Consider the following 23,506-nt stretch of genomic DNA (forward strand, 5'->3'; position numbering starts at 1 on the left):
TTTGCCACCCCCTGTGACAGGTCGTCCCGGCGCAGGGGACGTGGAGAATGCTGCGGTGGTCTGGCGAACGGAGTGGCCGCTGGTTTCCGGGTAGGCTAGGTTGATGGCAGTCTGCCGTTTCCAGAAAAGGGGCGGCTTTCAGGAAGGGGACATGGAATGAGCAGAATTCTCACCCTGTCGGCTGTTTCGCTGGTGCTGGTGGGCACCGCGGCAGCGCAAGGGACCGGGGAATCCCCGCCCGATGCCGAACCCGGGGCCTGTTATGCGCGGGTGCTGATCCCTGAAACCTATGAAATCCAGACCGAACAGGTTCTCGACCAGCCGGAACATACAAGGGCCCGTGTGATCCCCGCCACATATGAAACGGTTGTGCAGCGTGTGCTGGTGAAGGAGCAGTCGCTCACCTACCGGGTCGTGCCGCCCGTCTACGAGATCGAGACCGAACAGCTCCTCATTGTGCCGGAACAGACCGAAACAGTCGTGATTCCTGCAGAATACGAGACATTTCCCGAACAGGTCATGGTCCGTCCGGCTTATATAACCTGGAAGCCGGGCGCCGGGCTTAATGGCCAGCTGCAACCGGGAGAAGAGCGTGTCGCGCCCGCGTCCGGCGACGTGCCGCGCCGCGTCGAAGTCCCGGCCCAGTACGATACGGTGAGCCGAACGCGCCTGAAATCGCCCGAGCGCGTCGAAACACGCGTGATTCCCGCCCGAATCCGCACGGTTGAGCGTCAGGTCCTGCGGGAACCGGCCCGTGTGGTCGAGGAGATCGTTCCGGCCGAATACGAGGAGGTTGAAGTCCAACGCCTTGTGACGCCGGAACAACAGGAGACGATCGTCGTGCCGGCGACCTACAAGACCGTCGAGAAACGCACCGTGACCGGCGGCGGGACGGTGGAATGGCAGGAAGTGCTGTGCGATTCCAGCGCGACACAGCCCAGGATCGCCGAAGTCCAGCGGGCCCTGGCCGCGAAGGGCTACAACGTACAGTCTGATGGCGTTATCGGCCCGGCGACTCAGAATGCGATGGAAGACTGGCAGGAAAAGAACGGCCTGCCGGTGGGATACCTGACCATTGGCACCCTTGAGTCGCTTGGGGTTTCGCCCGAGTAGCGGGAATTTGGGGGCAGAGCTGCCTTCCGGACGGGCAATGCAGGGCTCAGGCCGTGACGCACAGCCGCACATCTGCCCCCGTGAGGTGGCCGAAAGCAGACTTTAAGATAAGTCTCACCGTTATGTGGCGTGGATGTGTTGCGTGGATGGCAAAACCGTCCTAATCCGGCGCCAGCACAGGCTAGGAGGCCCTCTCTCATGTCGGACATCGAACGGCTGGCGCTCGACTATCTACCGGTGATCATCTTTCTGGTGCTCGGTGCCGTGATTTCGGGCCTTTTCATCGTTGGTTCATTGCTGCTCGCACCATCCGAGCCCGACCCCGAGAAGAACTCCGCCTATGAGTGCGGTTTCAACGCTTTCGACGACGCCCGTATGAAGTTTGACGTCCGGTTCTACCTGGTCGCCATTCTGTTCATCATCTTTGACCTCGAAGTGGCCTTCCTGTTCCCCTGGGCAATCAGCCTCGGCAAGATCGGCCTGCTTGGTTTCTGGTCGATGGTCGTCTTCCTGGGCGTTCTGACCGTTGGCTTCATCTACGAATGGCGCCGCGGCGCGCTGGAGTGGGAATAATGGCCGGAGACTTCAAGACATATGCTCTCGGCGGCGCCCGTTCGGGCGTCGAAGGCGGTTTCAAGCCCGGGCAGGACGATCCGTTCTATTCCGGCCTGTCCGACCAGCTGGCGGACAAGGGCTATTTCACGGCCGCGGCTGACGACCTGATTTCCTGGGCGCGGACCGGCTCGCTGATGTGGATGACCTTCGGTCTCGCCTGCTGCGCCGTTGAAATGATGCACGCGGGTAACCCGCGCTACGACCTTGAGCGTTTCGGCATGGCGCCGCGCGGCTCACCCCGCCAGTCGGATGTGATGATCGTTGCCGGCACGCTGACCAACAAAATGGCCCCGGCGCTGCGCAAGGTCTACGACCAGATGCCGGAGCCGCGTTACGTGATCTCCATGGGCAGCTGCGCCAATGGCGGCGGCTATTACCACTACAGCTACAGCGTTGTGCGCGGCTGTGACCGGATCGTGCCGGTCGATATCTATATTCCGGGCTGTCCGCCCACCGCTGAGGCTCTCGTGTACGGCTTCCTGCAGCTGCAGAAGAAGATCCGCCGGGAAGGCTCGCTGGAGCGCTAGGGGAAAGACATGCTGAACCAGGATGCCATCGACGCCCTCAAGGATCTCGGCGAGCATATTTCTGCTGCGCGCGCGGATGCGGTGAAGAGCTTCCACATCAATATGGACGAGCTGGTCGTGATGGCCGAGCGCGATCATATCGTCGGGCTGCTGCGCTTCCTGCGCGAAGATCCGCAATGCGATTTCGAGACGCTGATCGATATCTGCGGTGTCGACTATCCGGAGCGCGGTGAGCGTTTCGAAGTGGTCTACCACCTCCTGTCCATGCACCTGAACCACCGGGTGCGGGTGCGTGTGTCGACCGACGAGGACACGGCCGTGCCGAGCGCCTGCGCTGTCTGGCCGGCCGCCAACTGGTTCGAGCGCGAAGCCTTCGACATGTATGGCATCCAGTTCGCCGATCACCCGGACCTGCGCCGGATCCTCACCGACTATGGCTTTGAGGGCTATCCGCTGCGCAAGGACTTCCCGCTGACCGGGAATTACGAAGTCCGCTACGACGACCTCGAAAAGAAAGTGGTCTACGAGCCGGTGCAGCTGGTTCAGGAGTTCCGTAATTTTGACTTCCTCTCCCCGTGGGAGGGCATCACGTCCCAGATCCCGGGCGACGAGAAAGCGACGGAGTCGTAAGACAATGGCTGACACCGCTCACATCTCCGAAATGGAAGACCGCAAGTTCACGCTGAACTTCGGGCCTCAGCACCCGGCCGCCCACGGCGTGCTGCGCATGATCCTCGACCTCGATGGCGAGATCGTCACGCGCGTTGATCCGCATATCGGCCTGCTGCATCGCGGCACCGAGAAGCTGATCGAATACAAGACCTTCCTGCAGGGCATGCCGTATTTCGACCGGCTGGATTACTGCGCGCCGATGAATCAGGAGCACGCCTGGTGCCTGTCCATCGAAAAGCTGCTGGGCATTGAAGCGCCGCGCCGCGGCAGCCTGATCCGCGTGCTTTATTCCGAGCTGGGCCGCATCATGTCCCACTTGCTGAACATCGGCTCGCAGGTGCTGGACGTTGGCGCGCTGACGCCGATCACTTGGGCGTTCGAGGAGCGGGAAAAGCTCTGCGTCTTCTACGAACGCGCCTCCGGCAGCCGGATGCACGCGGCGTTCTTCCGTCCTGGCGGTGTCCACCAGGACCTGCCGCAGGCGCTGCTCGACGATATTTCGGAATGGTGCGAGCAATTCCCCGGCAAGCTGGACCAGCTTGAAGGGCTCGTCACCGAAAACCGCATCTTCAAGCAACGGAATGTCGACATCGGCATCGTGGACGAGAAGACGATCATGGACTGGGGCTTCTCCGGCGTGATGGTTCGCGGGTCCGGCTATGCCTGGGACCTGCGCCGCGCTCAGCCCTATGAGTGCTACTCCGAACTCGACTTCAAGATTCCGGTCGGCAAGAACGGCGACAATTACGACCGCTATGTCTGCCGCATGGAAGAGATGCGCGAGTCGACCAAGATCATGCAGCAATGCATCGAGATCATGAATCGCGAAGGGCCGGGGCCGGTCCTGCTGAAGGGGTCGAAAGTCTCGCCGCCGCGCCGTGCCGAGATGAAAAACTCCATGGAAGCGCTGATTCATCACTTCAAGCTGTACACGGAAGGCTTCCACGTTCCGGAAGGCGAATGCTACGCCGCCATCGAAGCGCCGAAGGGCGAATTCGGTGTGTACCTTGTCTCTGATGGCACCAACCGGCCGTATCGCGCGAAGATTCGCGCGCCGGGCTATCCGCACCTTCAGGCGATGGACCATTTGTGCCGCGGGTACATGCTGGCTGACGTGTCCGCGATCCTCGGTTCGCTCGACATCGTGTTCGGGGAGATCGACCGCTGATGTCCGCAGGAAAAGTCATTCATCCGGCCAAGGATGAAGCAAAAACGTTTTATGCAGGAAGGATCGAGTAGTGGCACTGCGCCGTTTTGATCTTGAGGCTGGTGGCGATACGTTCGCCTTCAAGCCGGAAACGGAAGAGAAGATTGCCTTCTGGCGGAACAAGTATCCGGCGGAAAAGCAGCGTTCGGCCGTCATCCCCATGCTGTGGCTTGCCCAGAAGGACAATAATGGCTGGCTGTCCGAGCCGGCCATGCGCGAAGTCGCGGACCGGCTGGAAATGCCGTATATCCGCGTCTACGAAGTCGCGACCTTCTACACGATGTTCCGCCTCCAGCCGGTCGGCAAATTCCACGTCCAGCTTTGCGGCACGACACCGTGCCAGCTGCGCGGGGCCGAGAAGCTGAAGGAAGTCTGCCAGCAGGAAATCGGCGACATCATGTATGTCACCGACGATGGCCGCCTGTCCTGGGAAGAGGTCGAGTGCCTCGGTGCCTGTGTGAATGCGCCGATGGTGCAGATCAATGACGACTATTACGAAGACCTGACGCCAGAGACGCTGTCGCAAATTCTCGGCAAGCTCAAGAATGGCGTCGATGTTGCGCCGGGTCCGCAGATTGACCGCGTAAACAGCGCGCCGGAAGGTGGCGCGACCACGCTGACCGATCCGGCCCTCTTCGATGGCAGCAAGAACGCCATCACCAAGCTGCCGAACCTGCCATCCGACGAGCCTGAGCCTTCAGAAGCTGAAGCTGCCGGCAAGCCCGAGGCCGCAGCCCCGACCAATACAAAACGCGAAGAGCCGGTCGCCTCCAACACGAAGACGACCCTTATTGATGCCGCCAAGAAGGTTGAAACGGGCGTGCGCCCGGAGGCCGTGACGATTGACCCGGCATCCTATGACGATCTCAAGCGCATCAAGGGCGTCGGCCCGAAGAATGAAGACGCGCTCAACGAGCTTGGCATCTATACTTTCAAGCAGATTGCTGAGTGGACGCCGGAAAATGTCGACTGGGTCGAAGACTTCATGAGCTTTCCCGGGCGGATCGAACGCGAAGACTGGATTGCCCAGGCAAAAACGCTCTCCGAGGGCGGCGAAACGGAATTCTCCAAGCGCGTGGATGCGGGCGATGTCCCCTCCAGCCAGGAAGATGAGGACTAAGCGATGTTGCAGGACAAGGATCGCATCTTCACGAACCTGTACGGTCTTCATTCGCCCGAACTCGACGCGGCGAAGAAGCGCGGTGCATGGCACCTGACCCGGGAAATCCTGGAACAGGGACCGGACTGGATCTGCGACCAGATCAAGGCATCCGGCCTGCGCGGCCGTGGCGGTGCTGGTTTCCCGACCGGCCTGAAATGGACGTTTATGCCGAAGGAAGTGCGTGACCGTCCGCACTATCTCGTCGTCAATGCCGACGAGTCCGAGCCCGGCACGTGCAAAGACCGCGAAATCATGCGTCACGATCCGCATCTGCTGATCGAAGGCTGCATGATCGCCTCTCGCGCGATGCGGGCGCACAAATGCTATGTCTATCTGCGCGGTGAATACATCAATGAGCGTCACGCGCTCGAAAAGGCCGTCAAGGAAGCCTATGAGGCGAAGCTGATTGGCAAGGACAATGTGAACGGCTGGGATTTCGATCTCTACGTCCACCACGGCGCCGGGGCTTATATCTGCGGCGAGGAAACGGCTCTGCTCGAAAGCCTTGAGGGCAAGAAGGGCCAGCCGCGCCTGAAGCCGCCATTCCCGGCCAATGCCGGTCTCTATGGCTGCCCGACCACTGTAAACAACGTCGAGTCGATTGCTGTTGCCGGCACGATCCTGCGCCGAGGCGCCGAATGGTTTGCCGGTTTCGGGCGCCCGAACAATACCGGCACCAAGCTGTTCTGCATCTCCGGCCACGTGAACAAGCCGTGCAATGTTGAAGAAGAGATGTCGATCACCTTCCGTGATCTGATCGACACGCATTGCGGCGGTATCCGTGGTGGCTGGGAAAACCTGAAAGCCGTGATCCCCGGTGGGTCGTCGGTGCCGATGGTTCCGGCCGAACAGATCATGGACGCCTATATGGACTTCGACACGCTGCGTGACCTGAAGTCCGGCCTCGGCACGGCGGCTGTCATCGTGATGGACAAGGACGCTGACCTGATCAAGGCGATTGCCCGTCTCGCTTATTTCTACAAGCACGAATCCTGCGGCCAGTGCACGCCGTGCCGCGAAGGCACCGGCTGGATGTGGCGCGTCATGGAACGCATGGCGAAGGGCGAAGCCGAGCATGACGAGATCGACACGCTGCTGGACGTGACCAAGCAGGTGGAAGGTCACACGATCTGTGCCCTCGGCGACGCAGCGGCCTGGCCGATCCAGGGCCTGATCCGCCACTTCCGTCCAGAAATCGAAGACCGCATCAACCAGTACAGACTGCCGCGCGCCATGGTGCAGGGCGCAGTCGTTGCGGCGGAGTAGGGGTCCATGTCCGATCTGTTCAAAATCAATGTCGACGGCAAGGAAATCGAGGTTCCGAAATCCTACACGCTGATGCAGGCGTGTGAGGAGGCTGGCGCCGAGATTCCGCGCTTCTGCTATCACGAGCGCCTGTCGGTCGCCGGTAATTGCCGCATGTGCCTCGTCGAATGGGAAGGCGCGCCGAAGCCGATTGCGTCCTGCGCCCAGACGGTCGGCGACATGCGCCCGAACCGCGATGGCTCCGCACCGAATATCCGCACCAAAGGGCCTTACGTCGAGAAGGCCCGCAACGGGGTGATGGAATTCCTGCTCATCAACCACCCGCTGGATTGCCCGATCTGCGACCAGGGCGGCGAGTGTGACCTGCAGGACCAGGCCGTGGCCTATGGCCGTTCCGGCAGCCGCTACGAAGAAAACAAGCGCGCCGTCGAAGACAAGAATATGGGCCCGCTGGTCAAGACGATCATGACCCGCTGCATCCAGTGCACGCGCTGCGTCCGCTTCGTGGCCGAAGTCGGCGGCGTGGAAGAGATCGGTATGATCTCGCGCGGTGAGAGCGCCGAGATCACGACCTATCTCGAGAAAAATCTGACGTCTGAGCTTTCGGGCAATGTGATCGACCTTTGCCCGGTCGGCGCGCTGACTTCGAAGCCTTATGCGTTCAATGCGCGCCCGTGGGAGCTGCGCAAGACGTCTTCCGTCGACGTGATGGACGCCATGGGCGCTTCAATCCGTGTCGATGCCAAGGGCGATGGCGTGATGCGCATCATGCCGGAAGTGAACGAGGACATTAACGAGGAGTGGCTGTCCGACAAATCCCGTTTCGTGTGGGATGGTCTGGCCCGCCAGCGTCTCGACAAGCCGTATGTCCGTGTCGATGGCCGCCTGAAGCCGGCCTCCTGGGGCGAAGCGTTCGAAGCCGTCAAAGCGGCGCTGTCCAAGCCCGCTGAAAAGATCGGCGTTGTTGCCGGAGACCTGATCGAAGTCGAACAGGCCAAGGCTGCGCTGGACCTGTTCCGCTCGCTCGGCATTCAGAACACCGACTGCCGCCCGGCTGGCGCGAAGTATGGCACCGACGGCGTGCGCGAGCATTACATCCTGAACCCGACACTGGCCGGTGTGGAAGAGGCTGATGCGCTGCTGCTCGTCGGCGTCAATCCGCGCACGGAAGCCGCTGTCTGGAACGCCCGTATCCGCAAGACCTGGCTCTGGGCTGACCTGAAAGTCGCCCTGATCGGTGACGCGGCGGATCTGACCTATGATTATACCCATCTCGGCAACAGTGCAGACGCGCTGAACAAGGCCGAAACCGCCGAGTTCCTGAAAGGCGCCAAGCGACCGATGATCGTGCTCGGCGAAGGGGCCCTGGTGCGCGACGATGGCGACGCCGTGCTGGCCGCCGCGATCAAGCTCGCCAATGAGACTGGCGCGATTGCGGACGACTGGGCAGGCTTCGGCGTGCTCCACAATGCAGCCGGCCGCGTTGGCGCGCTGGACACTGGTTTCGTGCCGGGTGAAGGCGGCGAAGCAACGGCGGGTATCCTCGGCGGCGGAATGGAGACCATCGTGCTTCTCGGCGCCGACGAAGTCGACCTCTCCAAGACGGCCGGTGCGACGGTCATCTATGTCGGCTCGCACGGCGATGCGGGCGCAAGCCGCGCAGACGTCATCCTGCCGTCGGCCGCTTACACAGAAATGACCGCAACCTTCGTGAACACCGAAGGCCGCGTGCAGGTCACGTCCAGAGCGGTCCAGCCGAAAGGCGAGGCCCGCGAAGGCTGGGCAATCTTCCGTGCGCTGTCTGACGTGATGGGCAAGACACTGCCGTACGATACGGTTGACGCCCTGCGTGAAGGCCTGCGGGAAAATGAAGCATTTGCGGGGATTGGCTATGCGCCGGGCGCGGCTGGCGCTGAGGCACTCAAGGCCGTTCCGGAAGGCGCTGGCAGCCTTTCCAGCGCCCCGTTCAAGCCGGTGATCGGAGACTTCTATCTGACCAATCCGATCGCCCGGGCATCGAAAACCATGGCGGAATGCTCTGCGCTGGCGACAGCGCTGGACACTCCGGTAGCAGCGGAGTAGGGCGGGCGCCATGAGTAACTACATCGAGTCTATGGGACAGTTCTGGGGCCCCTTGATGGTCCTCGGCCAGATCGGCTTGTTTACGCTGGTCCTGCTTCTCTCGATCGCATTCCTTCTGCTGTTCGACCGCAAGGTCTGGGCAGGCGTGATGATGCGGAAAGGCCCGAACGTGGTCGGCCCGTTCGGCCTGCTCCAGTCCTTCGCGGACTTCGGCAAGTTCCTGTTGAAAGAGATCGTCATCCCGGCGGGCGCGAACAAGTTCGTGTTCCTGTTTGCGCCGATCCTGACCTGTACGCTGGCCTTCGCAGCCTGGTCGGCGATCCCGGTTGCACCCGGTACGGTCAGCGGCACGAGCTGGGTGATCTCGAACCTCAATGTCGGGATCCTTTACCTGTTCGCCATCAGCTCCCTCGGTGTCTACGGCATCATCATGGGCGGCTGGGCCTCGAACTCGAAATATCCGTTCCTCGGCGCGCTGCGGTCCGCCGCTCAGATGGTCTCCTATGAGGTGTCCATCGGCTTTGTGATCATCACCGTGATCCTGATGGTCGGATCCATGAACCTGACCGACATCGTGAACAATCAGGACGGCGGCTTCTGGAACTGGCACGTTTTCAGCTTCCAGAACTTCCCGCTGATCGTGGTCATGGTGCCGATGTTCGTCATCTTCTTCGTCTCGGCCCTCGCTGAAACGAACCGGCCGCCGTTCGACCTGCCGGAAGCGGAGTCGGAACTCGTTGCCGGCTATCAGGTCGAGTATGGCTCCACGCCCTACCTGCTCTTCATGCTGGGCGAATACCTGAACATCGTTCTGATGTGTTCGATGATGACCATCCTGTTCCTGGGCGGCTGGCACGGCCCGGTTGCCCTGGGGGATGAATTTGTCCGCGACCATCCGTTCCTGACCAGCTTCTCGGGGCTGTTCTGGTTCATGTTCAAAACCTTCTTCTTCTTCTTCCTCTTCGCCATGGTGAAGGCCATCGTGCCGCGCTACCGCTATGACCAGCTGATGCGCCTTGGCTGGAAGATCTTCCTGCCGACATCGCTCTTCGCCGTTCTCGTGGTTGCAGGCTATGTCGCTTATACGGGAGTGCAGTCATGAGCCTCGCGCAGACCATCCGCGGCGCGCTGCTGACCGATTTCCTCGGGGCCTTCTGGCTGGCCACGCTGGAAATGTTCCGCCGCAAGGCCACCGTGAATTATCCGTTCGAGAAGAACCCGCTGTCGCCGCGTTTTCGCGGAGAGCATGCCCTGCGCCGCTACGCATCCGGCGAAGAACGTTGCATCGCCTGCAAGCTGTGTGAAGCCATCTGCCCGGCACAGGCGATCACGATCGAGGCCGAGCCGCGCGCTGACGGCGCGCGCCGCACGACACGCTACGACATCGACATGGTGAAGTGCATCTATTGCGGTTTCTGTCAGGAAGCCTGCCCGGTGGATGCCATCGTCGAAGGGCCGAACTTCGAGTTCGCGACCGAAACCCGCGAGGAACTGTTCTACGACAAGGACCGCCTGCTCGCGAACGGCGACCGGTGGGAACGTCTCATCGCAAAGAATTTGGAACTGGATGCGCCTTATCGCTAAGGCGCGCCGCTAAAGAGTAACCGGGACGCATGATTGTCCCAAACACAAGAGGGGTCAGAGGGCTGTGGCACTGATCGCATTCTACCTGATGGCTGCGGTGACACTCGTGTCAGCGCTAATGGTCATCATGGCGCGGAACCCCGTCCACTCCGTGCTGTGGCTGATCCTGACATTTTTCTCCGCGGCGGGGCTGTTCGTCCTGATTGGCGCGGAGTTTATCGCCATGCTTCTGGTCGTCGTTTATGTCGGCGCCGTCGCGGTGCTGTTCCTGTTCGTCGTCATGATGCTGGATGTCGACTTCGTCGAGCTGAAGGATGGCACGCTACGCTATTGGCCGTTCGCGATGCTGGTCGGCATTGTCTTTGCGGCCGAGATCTTCATGGCGTCCGTGATGGGTGTGCATTCGCGGCCGGATGCCTTTGACGCCGCGCCGGGCGCGGACACCAATGCCGAAGCCATCGGACAGGTGATGTACACCGAATACCTGCTGCTGTTCCAGCTGGCCGGTATCGTGCTGTTGATCGCGATGATCGGCGCCATTGTCCTGACCCTGCGCCACCGCCCGGAAGTGAAACGCCAGAACATTGCCAAGCAGACATCGCGCCGCCGCGGCGATGCCTATGAACTGAAGGACCCCAAGCCGGGGCAGGGGATCTGATACCTATGGAACTCGGGCTTTCCCATTATCTCGCGGTGTCGGCCGCCCTGTTCACGATCGGGGTGGTAGGCATCTTCGTGAACCGGAAGAACATCATCGTCATCCTGATGGCGATCGAGCTGATCCTGCTTTCGGTGAACCTCAACCTGGTCGCCTTTTCGGTCTTCTCCGGCACGATTGCCGGGCAGATCTTCGCCATGCTCGTGCTGACTGTCGCTGCCGCCGAGGCCGCCGTCGGTCTTGCCATCCTAGTCGTCTACTTCCGGAACCGCGGTGACATCGCGGTCGAGAACGTAGACCTGATGAAGGGCTAGGCCGGTATGCTTTCTGACGCACTTCTCATCTTCATCGTCCTTGCGCCCGGCCTCGTGGCGCTGACAGGTCTGGTTCACAAGTTCATTGGCGACAAGATCGTCATGTACGCCACAACCGGTGTCGTCCTGACAGCGGGCGCGCTGTCCCTGTTGCAACTGTTCTCCTATGCGGCAGGACTCGGCAGCCATGGCGCCGATGCACACGCTGCGGCCGAACATGGCCACGCCGTGACCCAGCACATCATCACGCTGATGCCCTGGATCAATGTTGGCGAGTTCCATGCCAACTGGGCCATCCGGGTCGACACATTGTCGATCGTCATGATGGCCGTGATCACGGGCGTGTCTGGCCTCGTTCACCTCTATTCCTGGGGCTACATGAGCGAGGACCCGCACAAGGCGCGCTTCTTCGCTTACCTGTCGCTCTTCACCTTCGCCATGCTGATGCTGGTGACCGCCGACAACTTCATCCAGCTCTTCTTCGGCTGGGAAGGCGTGGGCCTCGCTTCATACCTGCTGATTGGCTTCTGGTACCAGAACAAGGCGCCGAACGACGCGTCCATCAAGGCCTTCGTCACCAACCGTGTGGGCGATTTCGGCCTCGCGCTCGGCATCATGGCGGTGTTCTGCATCTATGGCACCGTTGAGTTTGCGCCCTTCATGGAAGCGCTGCGCGAGAATACCATGGTGACGCCGATTGCCTTTGCCGATCCGGCACCGGCCCGCGAAGTCATCATGACCTTCCTTGGCCAACGCGTCTGGGCCGTCGAAGTAATTGGCGTGCTGCTGTTCATCGGCGCGATGGGCAAGTCGGCCCAGTTCTTCCTCCACGTCTGGCTGCCGGACGCCATGGAAGGCCCGACGCCGGTCTCCGCCCTGATCCACGCCGCAACCATGGTCACCGCAGGTGTCTATCTCGTCTGCCTTCTGTCACCGCTGTATGAGTACACGCTCGTCGCGGCCGGCATGATCACCGTGGTTGGCGCGGTGACTGCGCTCTACGCCGCTACCGTCGGTATGGCGCAGAACGACATCAAGCGGGTGATTGCCTATTCGACCTGTTCGCAGCTCGGCTACATGTTCTTCGCGGCTGGGGTCGGTGCCTATGAGGCCGCGATGTTCCACCTCTTCACGCACGCCTTCTTCAAGGCGCTTCTGTTCCTTGGCGCAGGCTCGGTGATCCACGGCATGCACCACGAGCAGGACATGCGGAAGATGGGCGGTCTCGCGAAATTCATGCCGCTGACTTATGCGGCCATGATGATCGGTACGATCGCCATCATCGGCCTTGGTGTTCCGCACACGAAACTTGGCTTTGCCGGCTTCTTCTCGAAGGATGCGATCCTGGAAAGCGCCTTTGCGGGCGGTATGGAGCACGTTGCCTTCGGCCAGATGGCTTTCTGGTTCGGTATCGTCGCGGCCTTCCTGACCAGCTTCTACTCCTGGCGCCTCATCTACATGACGTTCCACGGACCGAAGGTATGGGAAGGCGCCCATGACGACGATCATGCCCACGCGCATGATGCCCATGACGATCACGCGCACGACGATCACGGCCATGGCCATGATCACACACCGCATGAGAGCCCGCTGGTCATGCTGATCCCGCTTGGTTTGCTGAGCCTCGGTGCGATTTTCTCGGGCTTCTTCTTCTACAATTACTTCGTCGACCATTCGAACGAAGCATTCTGGGCGGGGGCGATCTATCGCGCTTCGGAGAACCATGTCCTCCATGCCCGCCACGAAGTGCCGGAGTGGGTGATCTATGCCCCGCTGATCGTCACGCTGGGCGGTCTCCTGCTGGCAACAATGACCTACCTCTTCAATCGCGGCGTCGGGAAGCGTATCGCCGACAGTGGCGGACCGCTCTATTCGCTGTTCTACAACAAGTGGTACTTCGACGAGATCTACAACGCGACGCTGGTGCGGGGCGCGGCCTTCCTCGGCAATATCTTCTGGAAAGCCGACAAGAAGGTCATCGACGCGGCTGGTGCTGACGGCATGACCGCGCTGACACTGCTGAGTGCCCGGCGACTGTCGATCCTGCACACAGGTCGTCTGTATCATTATGCATTCATTATTATTGGCGCAGCCCTCGTCTTCGGGGCGCTCATGTGGCTGAACGCCGGAGGGGCACACTAATGGGCGGGTTTCCCATTCTATCGGCGCTGACCTTCCTGCCGCTGGTTGGCGCACTGATCATCATGGCCGTGCGGGCAGCTACGGCTGGCAGCAGTTCGTCCGAGAATGCCAATGAGGGGCGCACCGCGCTCCTGGCTGGCCTCGTCATTACGGGCGCGACGTTCCTCGTCTCGCTGGCGGCGTTCTTCTATTACGATCCGTCGACGCCGGGCTATCAACTGGTCGAGCAGCACGTCTGGTACCAGTCGATCAGCTACAAGCTGGGCGTTGATGGCCTGTCGCTGCCGCTGATCCTGCTGACGACGTTCCTGACACCGATCTGCCTGCTGGCGAGCTGGAATTCGATCCACACACGGGTGACGGAATATGTCGTCGCCTTCCTGGTACTCGAAACCTTCATGATCGGCGTGTTTACCGCGCTCGACCTGGTCCTGTTCTATATCTTCTTCGAGGCCGGCCTGATCCCGATGTTCCTGATCATCGGTATCTGGGGCGGCAAGGACAAGATCTACGCCGCGTTCAAGTTCTTCCTCTACACGCTGCTCGGCTCGCTCCTGATGCTGGTTGCGGTCGTGTACATGTACATCACGGCTGGCAGCTCTGACTTTGAGGTGCTGGAGAAGTTCGCCTTCGATCCTCACGTCCAGACCTGGCTGTGGCTGGCTTTCATCGCTTCCTTTGCGGTGAAACTGCCGATGTGGCCGGTGCACACCTGGTTGCCGGATGCGCACGTTCAGGCCCCGACGGCAGGCTCCGTCATTCTGGCGGGCGTCCTGCTGAAGATGGGCGGCTACGGCTTCCTGCGCTTCTCGCTGCCGATGTTCCCGGATGCGAGCCACCTGTTCCAGCCGGCAATGTTTGCGCTGGCCGTTGCGGCGATTGTCTACACATCACTCGTTGCCTGGCGTCAGACTGACATGAAGAAGCTGATCGCTTACTCGTCGGTTGCGCACATGGGTTTTGTAACGCTTGGCGTCTTCTCGTTCACCGAGGTCGGCGTGCAGGGCGCTATCTTCCAGATGATCAGCCACGGCTTCATCTCTGCGGCTCTCTTCCTGATCGTCGGCGTCGTTTACGACCGGATGCACACGCGGGAGATCGCCGCTTATGGCGGCTTGGTCCACCGCATGCCGGTCTATGCGACCTTGTTCATGCTGTTCACCATGGCCAATGTCGGCCTTCCGGGCACATCCGGCTTCATCGGTGAGATCCTCACCATGGTCGGCGGCTTCCAGGCGTCCACCTGGGCAGCAGCTGGCGCCGCGCTCGGCGTGATCTTCTCGGCTGTTTACATGCTGACGCTCTACCGGCGCACCGTGTTCGGCCAGATTACCAATCCGGAACTGAATGACATCAAGGACATGAACCGGATCGAACTTGTAACAATCGTCCCGTTGGCGCTGCTGACGCTGCTTTTCGGCGTCGCGCCCAACCTGATCTTTAACCTGACCGAGGGCGCTGCGAAGAGCATTCTCTCGATGATGGCCGGAGGCTGATCGCCCATGCTCGACTTCACTGCCATGACCCTGGCGATCGGGCCGGAACTCTGGCTCGCCGCCACAGGCCTTCTGGGCGTGCTGCTGGGCGCGCTTCTCAAGGACCGTTTCAACGGTCTGTCGTTCAAGTTCGGCGCGCTGGTCCTGTTCGTTGCTGCGGGGATCGCGGCCATGACCTATCAGGGCGGCGAGGCGTTCAACGGCCTCGTGGAATCCAACAGTTTCGTCAACTTCGCCAAGATCGTTTCATTCATCGTGGGTGGTCTCGCCCTGGTCATGTCCGAGGGATTCCTCAAGCGTCATGAAACCGCGCGGTATGAGTATGCGTTGCTGACGATCTTCGCGTCGCTTGGCATGGGCATCATCCTGTCGGCTGCGAACCTGATGACGCTCTACATGGGCATCGAGACGCTCAGCCTGTCATCCTATGTGCTTGCTGCATTCCATCGGGACTCTGCACGTTCCTCCGAAGCCGGCCTGAAATATGTGATCCTCGGATCACTCGCTTCAGGCATGCTGCTGTATGGCGCATCGCTGGTCTACGGTTTCTCCGGAACGACCTTCTACGCCGGCATTGCAGCGGCTGAGCCGTCGGTTGGCCTGATGTTCGGAATGGTGCTGATGATTGTCGGACTTGCCTTCAAGGTCTCGGCCGCCCCGATGCACGTCTGGACGCCGGATGTTTATGAAGGAGCCCCGACACCGGTCGGTGCCTTCTTCGGCGCTGCGCCGAAAATGGCCGCCATGGTCGTGTTTGCAAATGTGATGTTCCAGCTCTTCGGTGAAGCGATGGACCAGTGGCAGCTGATCATCACGATCATCGCTGGCCTCTCGATGCTGATCGGTGCTTTCGGCGGTCTGACGCAGACCAATATCAAACGCCTTCTGGGGTACTCCTCGATCGCGAACGTCGGTTATGCGCTGGTAGCCGTTGCGGCTGGCAAGGATCTGGGCGCTGGTCCGTTGCTGACCTTCATGACGCTTTACGTCGTCTCGTCGCTCGGCCTGTTTGCAGCTGTGCTGGCCATGCGCCGTCAGGGCGGCATGGTGGAAGGAATTTCCGAACTTGGTGGCCTGATGACCAAGCGCCCGTGGCTGGCGATTGCGCTGTCCGTCCTGATCTGGTCGGTTGCCGGCCTGCCGCCCTTCGGTGGCTTCCTCGGCAAATGGGTTGTGCTGGAAGCGGGCGTTGGCGCGGGGCTCTATCCGCTGGCAATCATCCTGGTGCTCTCATCGGTGGTGTCGCTTGGCTACTATCTGCGCCTGATCAAGATCATGTGGTTCGATGAGCCGACCGAACGGTTTGAAGCGATTGACGGGTCTGTCACTCTGGTTGTGCTGGCATCGTCGCTGTTCGTAATCGTGTTCATGGTCTTCTTCTTCCTGCTTAGCGGGTGGGCGAATCAGGCTGCGCTGGGGATCATGGCTTGAACCAAGCCTGGCCCGTCCATCGCCTCGACACGATAGACAGCACCAACACCGAGGCCCGGCGGCGCGCCCAGGCAGGCGTGTTCGAAAACTGCTGGATTCTGGCGGACGAGCAGACCGCGGGCCGGGGCAGGCTGCAGCGGCACTGGGCTTCGCCCAAGGGGAACATCTTCTCGTCAGCGCTTTTCCGTGAGCCGGGCGGCATTCAGGTTGCGGCGCGGATCCCGTTTGCGGCGGCCCTGGCGGTCAGCGACACCGCGCTGGAGTATGCGCCCGGTGCCGATGTGCGCGTCAAATGGCCGAATGACGTACGTGTGAACAAAGCCAAACTTTCCGGGATTCTGATCGAAACCGGGCAGGATGAGCAGGGGCTCTGGGTGATCGCTGGCATGGGCGTGAACGTGGCGCAGGTGCCGCCGGAGGCTGGCCAGGCGGCCACATGCCTTGCGGAACTCGCAGGCGGCAAAGCCCTTGATCATATTGAAGTATTCGGTTCCCTGACCCGCCATTTCATGACCCGCCTGGCGCAGGCGCGTGACGGCTTCGGGCCGGTCCGGACGGATTGGCTGAAGCGTGCCGAAGGGCTTGGCGGCCAGGTCCGAGTGTCACCGGGCGGCGTACCCGTTGAGGGCATCTTTGAGGACATGGCCCCCGATGGCGGGCTGATCCTCAGATTGCCGGACGGATCGCGACAGACCATAAGGGCTGGCGATGTACATCTTATCGGAGAGGTCTGACGCGCATGCTGCTTGCTATCGACGTTGGCAACACGAACACGGTTTTCGGTATCCATGATGACAACACATGGGTGAACCAGTGGCGCAGTGCCACGGATCCGACCAAGACTGCAGATGACCACGCCGCCTGGCTGTGGCGGCTTGCGGATATGCACGGCGCTGATCTCAGCCAGATCAATGGCTGTGTGATCTCCACCGTTGTGCCGCAGGCCGTCTTCAATTTCCGGAACCTCGCCCGCCGCTACCTGCATGTCGAACCGATGTTCATCGGCGACCCTGATCTCAAGACCGGCATGGAAATCCGCATCAGCCGGCCGGAACAGGTGGGGGCGGACCGCATTGTCAGCGCCCTCGGTGCGCACAAGCAGTATTCCGGAAACCTGATTGTGATCGACAGCGGCACGGCAACCACATTCGACGTGGTTGCAGAAGACGGCGCGTTCGAAGGCGGTATCATTTCACCGGGGGTCAACCTCTCTGTGAAGGCCCTGCACGATGCCGCTGCGCAGCTGCCGCGCATCGCCATCCAGCGTCCGGCGCATGTGATTGGCCACGACACGATTTCAGCGATGCAATCCGGTGTGTTCTGGGGATACATCGACCTGATCGACGGACTCGTGAACCGGATCAAGAAAGAGTATGGCAAGCCAATGAGCGTGGTCGCCACAGGCGGTGTCGCGGCCTTGTTTGAAGGCGCGAGCGAAACCATCGACCACTACGATCAGGATCTCCTTATTCGGGGCCTCCTGGAAATTTACCGCCTCAACAAATAGGGTCTCATGTCCGATACAGCCCACTCCAAGGACGAACTCGTCTTCCTGCCGCTCGGCGGTTGCGGCGAAATCGGCATGAACCTCAATGCCTACGGCTATGGCCCGCCGCATGCGCGCCGCTGGATTCTTGCGGATCTCGGCGTCACCTTCGGCAGCGACGATGAACCGGGCATCGATCTGATTTGTGCCGACCCGGACTATCTGATCGGCGAGCACATCGATGCCGTGTTCCTGACCCACGCCCATGAAGACCATATCGGTGCCGTGGGCCTGATTTATCCGCGTCTTCAGATAAACGCCCCCATCTATGCAACGCCCTTCACGGCGGAGCTGGTCCGTTCAAAGATGGAAGAGCGCGGTGTCGATACGGCCGCACTCAAGACGATCTCAATGGGAAGCAAGGTGCAGGCCGGACCGTTCGAGGTGACCTACGTCACCCTGACACACTCCATTCCCGAGCCGAACGCCCTGGCAATCCGCACGCCCGCCGGGATTGTCCTGCACACCGGCGACTGGAAGATTGATCCGGACCCGCAAATTGGTTCGGCGACGGACGTTTCCGGACTCACTGCGCTGGGCGATGAAGGCGTGCTCGCCATGGTCTGCGATTCCACGAATGTCTTCGAGGAGGGGGAGGCCGGATCTGAAGAAACCGTCCGTCAGGGACTGGTGGAACTGATCGCGGAGCAGAAGACCGGAGCCGTTGCCGTCACGACGTTCGCCTCGAATGTGGCGCGCGTGAAATCCATCATCGATGCGGCAATGCAAGCGGACCGGCATGTGTGTCTTGTCGGGCGCAGCATGCACAAGATCACGAATGCGGCGAAAGCCGTGGGGATCCTTCCGCCAAATCTGGAATTTGTAGACGAGAGCGAGGCAGGGCATTTCCCGCCGGAACACATTCTGTATCTTTGCACCGGCAGCCAGGGGGAGCCGCGGGCAGCGCTGTCCCGCATTGCACGCGGGGACCACAGACATGTGATCCTGCGCGAAGGCGACACGGTCATTTTTTCGTCGCGCCAGATCCCGGGCAACGAAAAAGGCATTTTCGCGCTTCAGAACGGGCTCGCGGACAAAGGCATCCGGGTGATCACCCCCCGCATGGTGCCACAGAAGATTCACGTCTCCGGCCACCCGTGCCGTGACGAGTTGCGCCGCATGTACCAGTGGGTCCGTCCGCGGATTTCCGTGCCTGTGCATGGCGAACGCCGGCATATCATGGAGCACGCCGCCTATGCGCGCTCGCTCCAGGTGCCGGAGGCGATTACGCCGCGAAACGGCAGCCTGGTACGCCTTGCGCCGGGGGCGGCCGAGATTCTGGACGAGGTGCCGAATGGCCGCCTGGTCCTTGATGGCAACCAATTGGTGCCGGAAGGCGCGCAGGGGATTCAGGAACGCCGCAAGCTCTCGTGGAACGGGGTGCTTTTTGCCTCTGTATCCCTCGATGAGCAGGGAAATGTCGTGGATGGACCGGTCGTTGTGGCAAAAGGCTTTTCCGAGCCGGACGGGCGGCTTGCGGATGAAAGCCTTGAAACTCTGGAAGAGGCAGCCGACATAGCAATAAGCGGCCTGAAACGGAAAAACCGCTTCGATGACGACGCTGTGGAGCGTGCGATCGGCCGCGCGCTTCGAAAGGCCGCAGAGACAGCCTATGGCAGGCGTCCGATGATCGAAGTCGTTGTTTTGAGGACCTGAGTATCATGAGTGAATTCAAGATCGGACCATTGAACCATGTCGGCGTGGCCGTGCCGGATCTGGAAGAAGCCTGCGAAACTTACCGCACGCTTTATGGCGCGACGGACATCACCACCCCTTTCGACATGCCCGAGCAGGGCGTCAAAGTCTGTTTCGTGAACCTGCCGAACAGCCAGATCGAACTGATCGAACCGCTGAACGAAGAATCCCCGATCCATAATTTCATCCAGAAGAACCCCAAGGGCGGGCAGCACCATGTCTGCTTCGAAGTTGACGATATCAACGAGGCCGTCGACGAGATGGGCAAGCGCGGCGCAACCGTTCTTGGCAAGCCCCGCATCGGTGCTCACGGCACGATGATCGTCTTCGTTCACCCGAAAAATTCAAACGGCGTTCTGATCGAACTGATGGAAAGCCCGGAAGGCGCACACTAATGCAGTTCATGAGCGGGCTGGTCGTTTTCACGATCGCCTGGTGGGTCGCCTTTTTCGCATTTCTTCCCATTGGCGTCCGGAGCCAGTGGGAAGATGGCTCGACTGTTGAGGGCACGGAAGAAGCGGCTCCCAAGGAACATATGGTTGGGAAGAAGGCGCTCTGGTCCACCGGTGTGGCCTGTGTGATCACAGCCATCGCAGCCGTGGTCGTGCCACAGCTGCTTGCGCAATAGGCGCCGCTGCGGCTAGGTGAGCCGCGTTTTACAACAAGTCCCCGGGGATTCGATGCGGCTTTCCAGATACTTCCTGCCCGTTTCCAAGGAAGCGCCGGCAGATGCGGCCATTGTCTCGCACAAGCTGATGCTGCGCACCGGCATGGTGCGCCAGAACGGGGCGGGCATCTATACATGGCTGCCGCTGGGTCTGCGCGTCCTGAAGAAGATCGAACAGATCGTGCGGGACGAGATGAACCGCGCCGGGGCCGTCGAACTCCTGATGCCGACGCTGCAGCAGGCCGACCTCTGGCGGGAGTCCGGCCGCTATGACGATTATGGCAAGGAAATGCTGCGCATTCAGGACCGGCATGACCGTGACATGCTTTACGGCCCGACGAATGAGGAGCTGATTACGGACGTCTTCCGCTCCTATGTGAAGAGTTACAAACAGCTGCCGCTGAACCTGTATCACCAGCAGTGGAAGTTCCGCGATGAAGTGCGTCCGCGTTTCGGCGTGATGCGGGGCCGCGAATTCCTGATGAAGGACGCCTATTCCTTCGATCTGACGGAAGACGATGCCCGCGTCTCCTATCGCAAGATGTTCTGTGCTTACCTGAACGCCTTCAGCCGCATGGGCCTGACTGCTGTTCCGATGCGGGCCGACACCGGCCCGATCGGCGGGGATCTCAGCCACGAATTCATCATCCTGGCCGATACGGGCGAGAGCGCCGTTTTCTGCGACAAGGCTCTGCTGGATATGGATCCGCCGGGCCTTGGTCTGGATTTCGATGCGGACCTGACTGCGGAAGTCGAAAAGCGCACGCAATACTATGCGGCGACGGATGAGATGCACGACGAAGCGGCCTTCGCAGCGATCCCGGAAGACCGTCAGGTCTCCGCGCGCGGGATCGAAGTCGGTCACATCTTCAATTTCGGAACCAAGTATTCCAAGCCGATGAACGCGGTGGTTCAGGGACCGGATGGCCAGATGGTGCCGGTCCAGATGGGCAGCTACGGCATCGGCGTCTCACGCCTCGTCGGCGGCATCATCGAAGCCAGCCATGACGACAACGGCATCGTCTGGCCGGAGGGGGTGGCGCCGTTCCATGTCGGTCTGATCAACATGCGCGTGGGCGACGAAGGTTGCGACGAGGCGTGTGGCGATCTTTACGACCAGCTCGAAGCCGCTGGCATCGAAACGCTGTATGACGAAACCGACGATCGTGCGGGCGCCAAATTCGCCCGGATGGATCTTATCGGCCTGCCGTGGCAGCTGGTGATTGGCCCGAAAGGTCTTGAAAAGGGCATAGTTGAAGTCAAGAATCGCAAGACCGGCGAGAAGGTGGAACTGCCCTTCGCCGATGTCGTTGCAAAGGTTACGCCCGCATGAGTCAGGCCGCTGCGCCATTCGGACGTCTCGAACGGACCCTGGCCTGGCGGTACCTGCGCGCCAAGCGCGAGCATGGCGGCGCGAGCCTGATCTCGATCATCTCCTTCGTCGGCATTTTCTTTGCCGTCGCGGCGCTGATCATCACCATGTCGATCATGAGCGGCTTTCGCGCGACGTTGCTGGACGCGCTGCTGGGCGGCCAGCCGCATGTTTATGCCGTGGTCAATCAGTACACAGAGGCCGAAGCCGAATCGATTGCGGACAAGATTCGCGAGATCCCGGGCGTCACGAGCGCGTCGCCCTATATTGAGGAATACGTGCTCGTCACCGCCAATGGCCGCAAGACCGGCGCGGTTGTCCGCGCGATGCGGAATGAAGACCTGTCGACCCTGCCGTTCCTGCAGGATCACGGGCAGGCGGCCATTGATGCCGGGTTCGGTGTGGGCCGGAACGGTGGCAACACGATCATGATGGGGGCTTTCCTGGCGGCCGGCCGGGAAGGGCTGGGCGTCATTCCGGGCGACAAGATCGAGATCATTACCACCGGCACGAATGCCAGTGTCATGGGCGCCACCCCGCGGTCAAAGGCCTACACGGTCGGTGAAATCTTCTCGACGGGAAGTGTCGAGCTCGACATGGCCTACATCTTCATGCCGATGGACCAGGCGCAGATCCTGTTCCAGTCCAAGGATCACTACCAGATGCTGGATATCCGGCTGAAGGATCCCGACAAGACGCAGGAAGCCATGCAGGCCATCGCGCAGGCCACCGGGAATGCCGTGCGGATGTATGACTGGAAGAGCCAGCGCGCGGCCTACCTCAACGCCCTCAAAGTGGAGCGGACCATGGTGCGCCTGCTGGTTATGGTGATCATGGGGATTGCCACGCTGAACATCATCGTCGGCGTCGTGATGCTGGTGAAGAACAAGACCCGGGACATCGCGATCCTGCGCACGATCGGCCTTGGCCGGGGGGGTGTGCTGCGCGTGTTCCTGATGGTCGGGACCGTGCTCGGCTCGCTGGGCGCGATGCTGGGCATGACGGTCGGCGTCCTGTTCATCCTGAACATCGGCGCCATCGAAGCCCTCATCAACCTGTTCATGGATGGCGGCAAAGTCTTTGACGCGGAAACCTATGGGCTCGCCCATCTGCCAGCCATTCTCGACTGGGGCGATGTCTTCAGCACGGGCCTCTATGCGCTGGCCATGTCAGCCGGCGTCTCGCTTATCCCGGCCTGGTGGGCGTCCCGTCAGGATCCGGTTAGTGCGCTGAGGTTCGAGTGATGACGGTCCCGGTGCTTGAACTTCTCGGCATCAAGCGCGTCTACAAGACGGCAGCGGGGGAGCTGAACGTCCTGTCCGACGCGGATCTGAAGCTGCAGGCGGGCGAACTGGTTGGCCTGATCGGTCCGTCCGGATCCGGCAAGTCGACCCTGCTGCATACGGCTGGCCTGCTGGAGCGGCCGGAGGCGGGCGCCGTCCTGCTGGATGGCATCGACTGCCTGAAGCTGGACGACAAGGCGCGCACAGCGATGCGCCGGTCGAAGATTGGCTTTGTCTATCAGTTCCATCACCTGCTGCCGGAGTTCAACGCGGCGGACAATGTGGCCATGCCGCTGATGATCGCGGGCGTCAGCCGCAAGGCGGCGCGCGAAACGGCCCTCGAACTGCTCGCCGAAATGGGGCTCGATCACCGGGCGGATCACCAGCCGGGCCAGATGTCCGGCGGGGAGCAGCAGCGCGTTGCAATTGCCCGCGCGCTGGCCAACACGCCGCGCCTTGTGATCGCGGACGAGCCGACCGGCAACCTCGATCCGGCGACAACGGCGCGGGTCTTCGCCACCTTCATCAAGATGGCGCGCGAAGAGGGGGCATCGGTCTTGGTGGCCACCCACAATCACGCCCTGACGACCCATATGGACCGCGTTCTCACGCTGGAAGACGGCAAACTGGTTCCCTACGAACCGGAATAAGCTGTGAAAACCGGGTATTGCTGT

23 protein-coding genes are annotated in these 23,506 nt (G+C 61.1%); all 23 read left to right on the forward strand.

The features are described 5' to 3' along the window. Nucleotides 1-156: 156 nt before the first annotated feature. Nucleotides 157-1,113: a peptidoglycan-binding domain-containing protein gene (locus tag HAD_RS12200; protein WP_035572218.1), complete on the forward strand. Its 957-nt coding sequence runs from the start codon at nt 157-159 to the stop codon at nt 1,111-1,113. 207 nt (nt 1,114-1,320) lie between these two features. Continuing rightward, entirely contained in the window at nt 1,321-1,686 is a 366-nt protein-coding gene (locus HAD_RS12205) for an NADH-quinone oxidoreductase subunit A (protein WP_420537667.1), read from the forward strand. Further along, complete coding sequence (locus tag HAD_RS12210) at nt 1,656-2,255, forward strand: NuoB/complex I 20 kDa subunit family protein (RefSeq protein ID WP_420537665.1); 600 nt, start codon at nt 1,656-1,658, stop codon at nt 2,253-2,255. The genes HAD_RS12205 and HAD_RS12210 overlap by 31 nt, the downstream gene beginning before the upstream one ends. Nucleotides 2,256-2,264: 9 nt before the next feature. Continuing rightward, on the forward strand, nt 2,265-2,885 hold the full coding sequence (locus HAD_RS12215; RefSeq protein ID WP_035572224.1) for an NADH-quinone oxidoreductase subunit C: 621 nt from the start codon (nt 2,265-2,267) through the stop codon (nt 2,883-2,885). 4 nt (nt 2,886-2,889) lie between these two features. After that, nucleotides 2,890-4,095: an NADH-quinone oxidoreductase subunit D gene (locus tag HAD_RS12220; protein WP_035572226.1), complete on the forward strand. Its 1,206-nt coding sequence runs from the start codon at nt 2,890-2,892 to the stop codon at nt 4,093-4,095. A gap of 70 nt (nt 4,096-4,165) precedes the next feature. Beyond that, nucleotides 4,166-5,254, forward strand: coding sequence for an NADH-quinone oxidoreductase subunit NuoE (nuoE, locus tag HAD_RS12225; protein ID WP_035572227.1), 1,089 nt, complete (start codon nt 4,166-4,168; stop codon nt 5,252-5,254). A 3-nt stretch (nt 5,255-5,257) separates the two neighbouring features. Beyond that, nucleotides 5,258-6,562: an NADH-quinone oxidoreductase subunit NuoF gene (nuoF, locus tag HAD_RS12230; protein WP_035572229.1), complete on the forward strand. Its 1,305-nt coding sequence runs from the start codon at nt 5,258-5,260 to the stop codon at nt 6,560-6,562. Between the two features lie 15 nt (nt 6,563-6,577). Further along, entirely contained in the window at nt 6,578-8,644 is a 2,067-nt protein-coding gene (gene nuoG, locus HAD_RS12235; RefSeq protein WP_035572815.1) for an NADH-quinone oxidoreductase subunit NuoG, read from the forward strand. Between the two features lie 10 nt (nt 8,645-8,654). Then, on the forward strand, nt 8,655-9,746 hold the full coding sequence (nuoH, locus tag HAD_RS12240) for an NADH-quinone oxidoreductase subunit NuoH (RefSeq protein WP_035572230.1): 1,092 nt from the start codon (nt 8,655-8,657) through the stop codon (nt 9,744-9,746). Further along, nucleotides 9,743-10,228, forward strand: a complete 486-nt coding sequence (nuoI, locus tag HAD_RS12245) for an NADH-quinone oxidoreductase subunit NuoI (protein WP_035572231.1) — start codon at nt 9,743-9,745, stop codon at nt 10,226-10,228. Before nuoH ends, nuoI begins: the two co-directional genes overlap by 4 nt. Nucleotides 10,229-10,292: 64 nt before the next feature. Next, on the forward strand, nt 10,293-10,886 hold the full coding sequence (locus HAD_RS12250) for an NADH-quinone oxidoreductase subunit J (protein WP_035572232.1): 594 nt from the start codon (nt 10,293-10,295) through the stop codon (nt 10,884-10,886). Nucleotides 10,887-10,891: 5 nt separating this feature from the next. Further along, nucleotides 10,892-11,200: an NADH-quinone oxidoreductase subunit NuoK gene (gene nuoK, locus HAD_RS12255; RefSeq protein WP_035572234.1), complete on the forward strand. Its 309-nt coding sequence runs from the start codon at nt 10,892-10,894 to the stop codon at nt 11,198-11,200. A 6-nt stretch (nt 11,201-11,206) separates the two neighbouring features. After that, complete coding sequence (nuoL, locus tag HAD_RS12260) at nt 11,207-13,342, forward strand: NADH-quinone oxidoreductase subunit L (protein WP_035572235.1); 2,136 nt, start codon at nt 11,207-11,209, stop codon at nt 13,340-13,342. After that, nucleotides 13,342-14,838 (forward strand): NADH-quinone oxidoreductase subunit M, encoded by a 1,497-nt coding sequence (locus HAD_RS12265; protein ID WP_035572237.1) that lies wholly within the window; start codon nt 13,342-13,344, stop codon nt 14,836-14,838. Before nuoL ends, HAD_RS12265 begins: the two co-directional genes overlap by 1 nt. A 6-nt stretch (nt 14,839-14,844) precedes the next feature. Then, a complete protein-coding gene (nuoN, locus tag HAD_RS12270) occupies nt 14,845-16,269 on the forward strand; it encodes an NADH-quinone oxidoreductase subunit NuoN (protein ID WP_035572238.1) in 1,425 nt (474 codons plus the stop codon). Further along, nucleotides 16,266-17,003: a biotin--[acetyl-CoA-carboxylase] ligase gene (locus HAD_RS12275; protein WP_035572240.1), complete on the forward strand. Its 738-nt coding sequence runs from the start codon at nt 16,266-16,268 to the stop codon at nt 17,001-17,003. Before nuoN ends, HAD_RS12275 begins: the two co-directional genes overlap by 4 nt. A 5-nt stretch (nt 17,004-17,008) precedes the next feature. Next, nucleotides 17,009-17,776, forward strand: a complete 768-nt coding sequence (locus tag HAD_RS12280) for a type III pantothenate kinase (protein WP_035572242.1) — start codon at nt 17,009-17,011, stop codon at nt 17,774-17,776. 6 nt (nt 17,777-17,782) lie between these two features. After that, nucleotides 17,783-19,471 (forward strand): ribonuclease J, encoded by a 1,689-nt coding sequence (locus HAD_RS12285; RefSeq protein WP_035572243.1) that lies wholly within the window; start codon nt 17,783-17,785, stop codon nt 19,469-19,471. A gap of 5 nt (nt 19,472-19,476) precedes the next feature. Beyond that, nucleotides 19,477-19,905, forward strand: coding sequence for a methylmalonyl-CoA epimerase (mce, locus tag HAD_RS12290; protein WP_035572245.1), 429 nt, complete (start codon nt 19,477-19,479; stop codon nt 19,903-19,905). Continuing rightward, on the forward strand, nt 19,905-20,138 hold the full coding sequence (locus tag HAD_RS12295) for a DUF1467 family protein (protein ID WP_035572247.1): 234 nt from the start codon (nt 19,905-19,907) through the stop codon (nt 20,136-20,138). Before mce ends, HAD_RS12295 begins: the two co-directional genes overlap by 1 nt. Before the next feature lie 52 nt (nt 20,139-20,190). Then, nucleotides 20,191-21,510 carry a proline--tRNA ligase gene (proS, locus tag HAD_RS12300; protein ID WP_035572248.1) on the forward strand — a complete coding sequence of 440 codons (1,320 nt, stop codon included), beginning with the start codon at nt 20,191-20,193 and terminating at the stop codon, nt 21,508-21,510. Beyond that, complete coding sequence (locus tag HAD_RS12305; protein ID WP_035572249.1) at nt 21,507-22,793, forward strand: ABC transporter permease; 1,287 nt, start codon at nt 21,507-21,509, stop codon at nt 22,791-22,793. Before proS ends, HAD_RS12305 begins: the two co-directional genes overlap by 4 nt. Further along, on the forward strand, nt 22,793-23,482 hold the full coding sequence (locus HAD_RS12310; protein ID WP_035572251.1) for an ABC transporter ATP-binding protein: 690 nt from the start codon (nt 22,793-22,795) through the stop codon (nt 23,480-23,482). The genes HAD_RS12305 and HAD_RS12310 overlap by 1 nt, the downstream gene beginning before the upstream one ends. The last annotated feature ends 24 nt before the right edge of the window (nt 23,483-23,506 follow it).

The organism is Hyphomonas adhaerens MHS-3 (assembly GCF_000685235.1).
GTDB lineage: Bacteria > Pseudomonadota > Alphaproteobacteria > Caulobacterales > Hyphomonadaceae > Hyphomonas > Hyphomonas adhaerens.

Coding starts and splice junctions, on each gene's coding strand:
- HAD_RS12200 (WP_035572218.1), top strand. CDS start 157: ATGAGCAGAATTCTCACCCTGTCGGCTGTTTCGCTGGTGCTGGTGGGC.
- HAD_RS12210 (WP_420537665.1), top strand. CDS start 1,656: ATGGCGCCGCGGCGCGCTGGAGTGGGAATAATGGCCGGAGACTTCAAG.
- HAD_RS12215 (WP_035572224.1), top strand. CDS start 2,265: ATGCTGAACCAGGATGCCATCGACGCCCTCAAGGATCTCGGCGAGCAT.
- HAD_RS12220 (WP_035572226.1), top strand. CDS start 2,890: ATGGCTGACACCGCTCACATCTCCGAAATGGAAGACCGCAAGTTCACG.
- nuoF (WP_035572229.1), top strand. CDS start 5,258: ATGTTGCAGGACAAGGATCGCATCTTCACGAACCTGTACGGTCTTCAT.
- nuoH (WP_035572230.1), top strand. CDS start 8,655: ATGAGTAACTACATCGAGTCTATGGGACAGTTCTGGGGCCCCTTGATG.
- nuoI (WP_035572231.1), top strand. CDS start 9,743: ATGAGCCTCGCGCAGACCATCCGCGGCGCGCTGCTGACCGATTTCCTC.
- nuoK (WP_035572234.1), top strand. CDS start 10,892: ATGGAACTCGGGCTTTCCCATTATCTCGCGGTGTCGGCCGCCCTGTTC.
- nuoL (WP_035572235.1), top strand. CDS start 11,207: ATGCTTTCTGACGCACTTCTCATCTTCATCGTCCTTGCGCCCGGCCTC.
- HAD_RS12265 (WP_035572237.1), top strand. CDS start 13,342: ATGGGCGGGTTTCCCATTCTATCGGCGCTGACCTTCCTGCCGCTGGTT.
- nuoN (WP_035572238.1), top strand. CDS start 14,845: ATGCTCGACTTCACTGCCATGACCCTGGCGATCGGGCCGGAACTCTGG.
- HAD_RS12280 (WP_035572242.1), top strand. CDS start 17,009: ATGCTGCTTGCTATCGACGTTGGCAACACGAACACGGTTTTCGGTATC.
- HAD_RS12285 (WP_035572243.1), top strand. CDS start 17,783: ATGTCCGATACAGCCCACTCCAAGGACGAACTCGTCTTCCTGCCGCTC.
- mce (WP_035572245.1), top strand. CDS start 19,477: ATGAGTGAATTCAAGATCGGACCATTGAACCATGTCGGCGTGGCCGTG.
- HAD_RS12295 (WP_035572247.1), top strand. CDS start 19,905: ATGCAGTTCATGAGCGGGCTGGTCGTTTTCACGATCGCCTGGTGGGTC.
- proS (WP_035572248.1), top strand. CDS start 20,191: ATGCGGCTTTCCAGATACTTCCTGCCCGTTTCCAAGGAAGCGCCGGCA.
- HAD_RS12305 (WP_035572249.1), top strand. CDS start 21,507: ATGAGTCAGGCCGCTGCGCCATTCGGACGTCTCGAACGGACCCTGGCC.
- HAD_RS12310 (WP_035572251.1), top strand. CDS start 22,793: ATGACGGTCCCGGTGCTTGAACTTCTCGGCATCAAGCGCGTCTACAAG.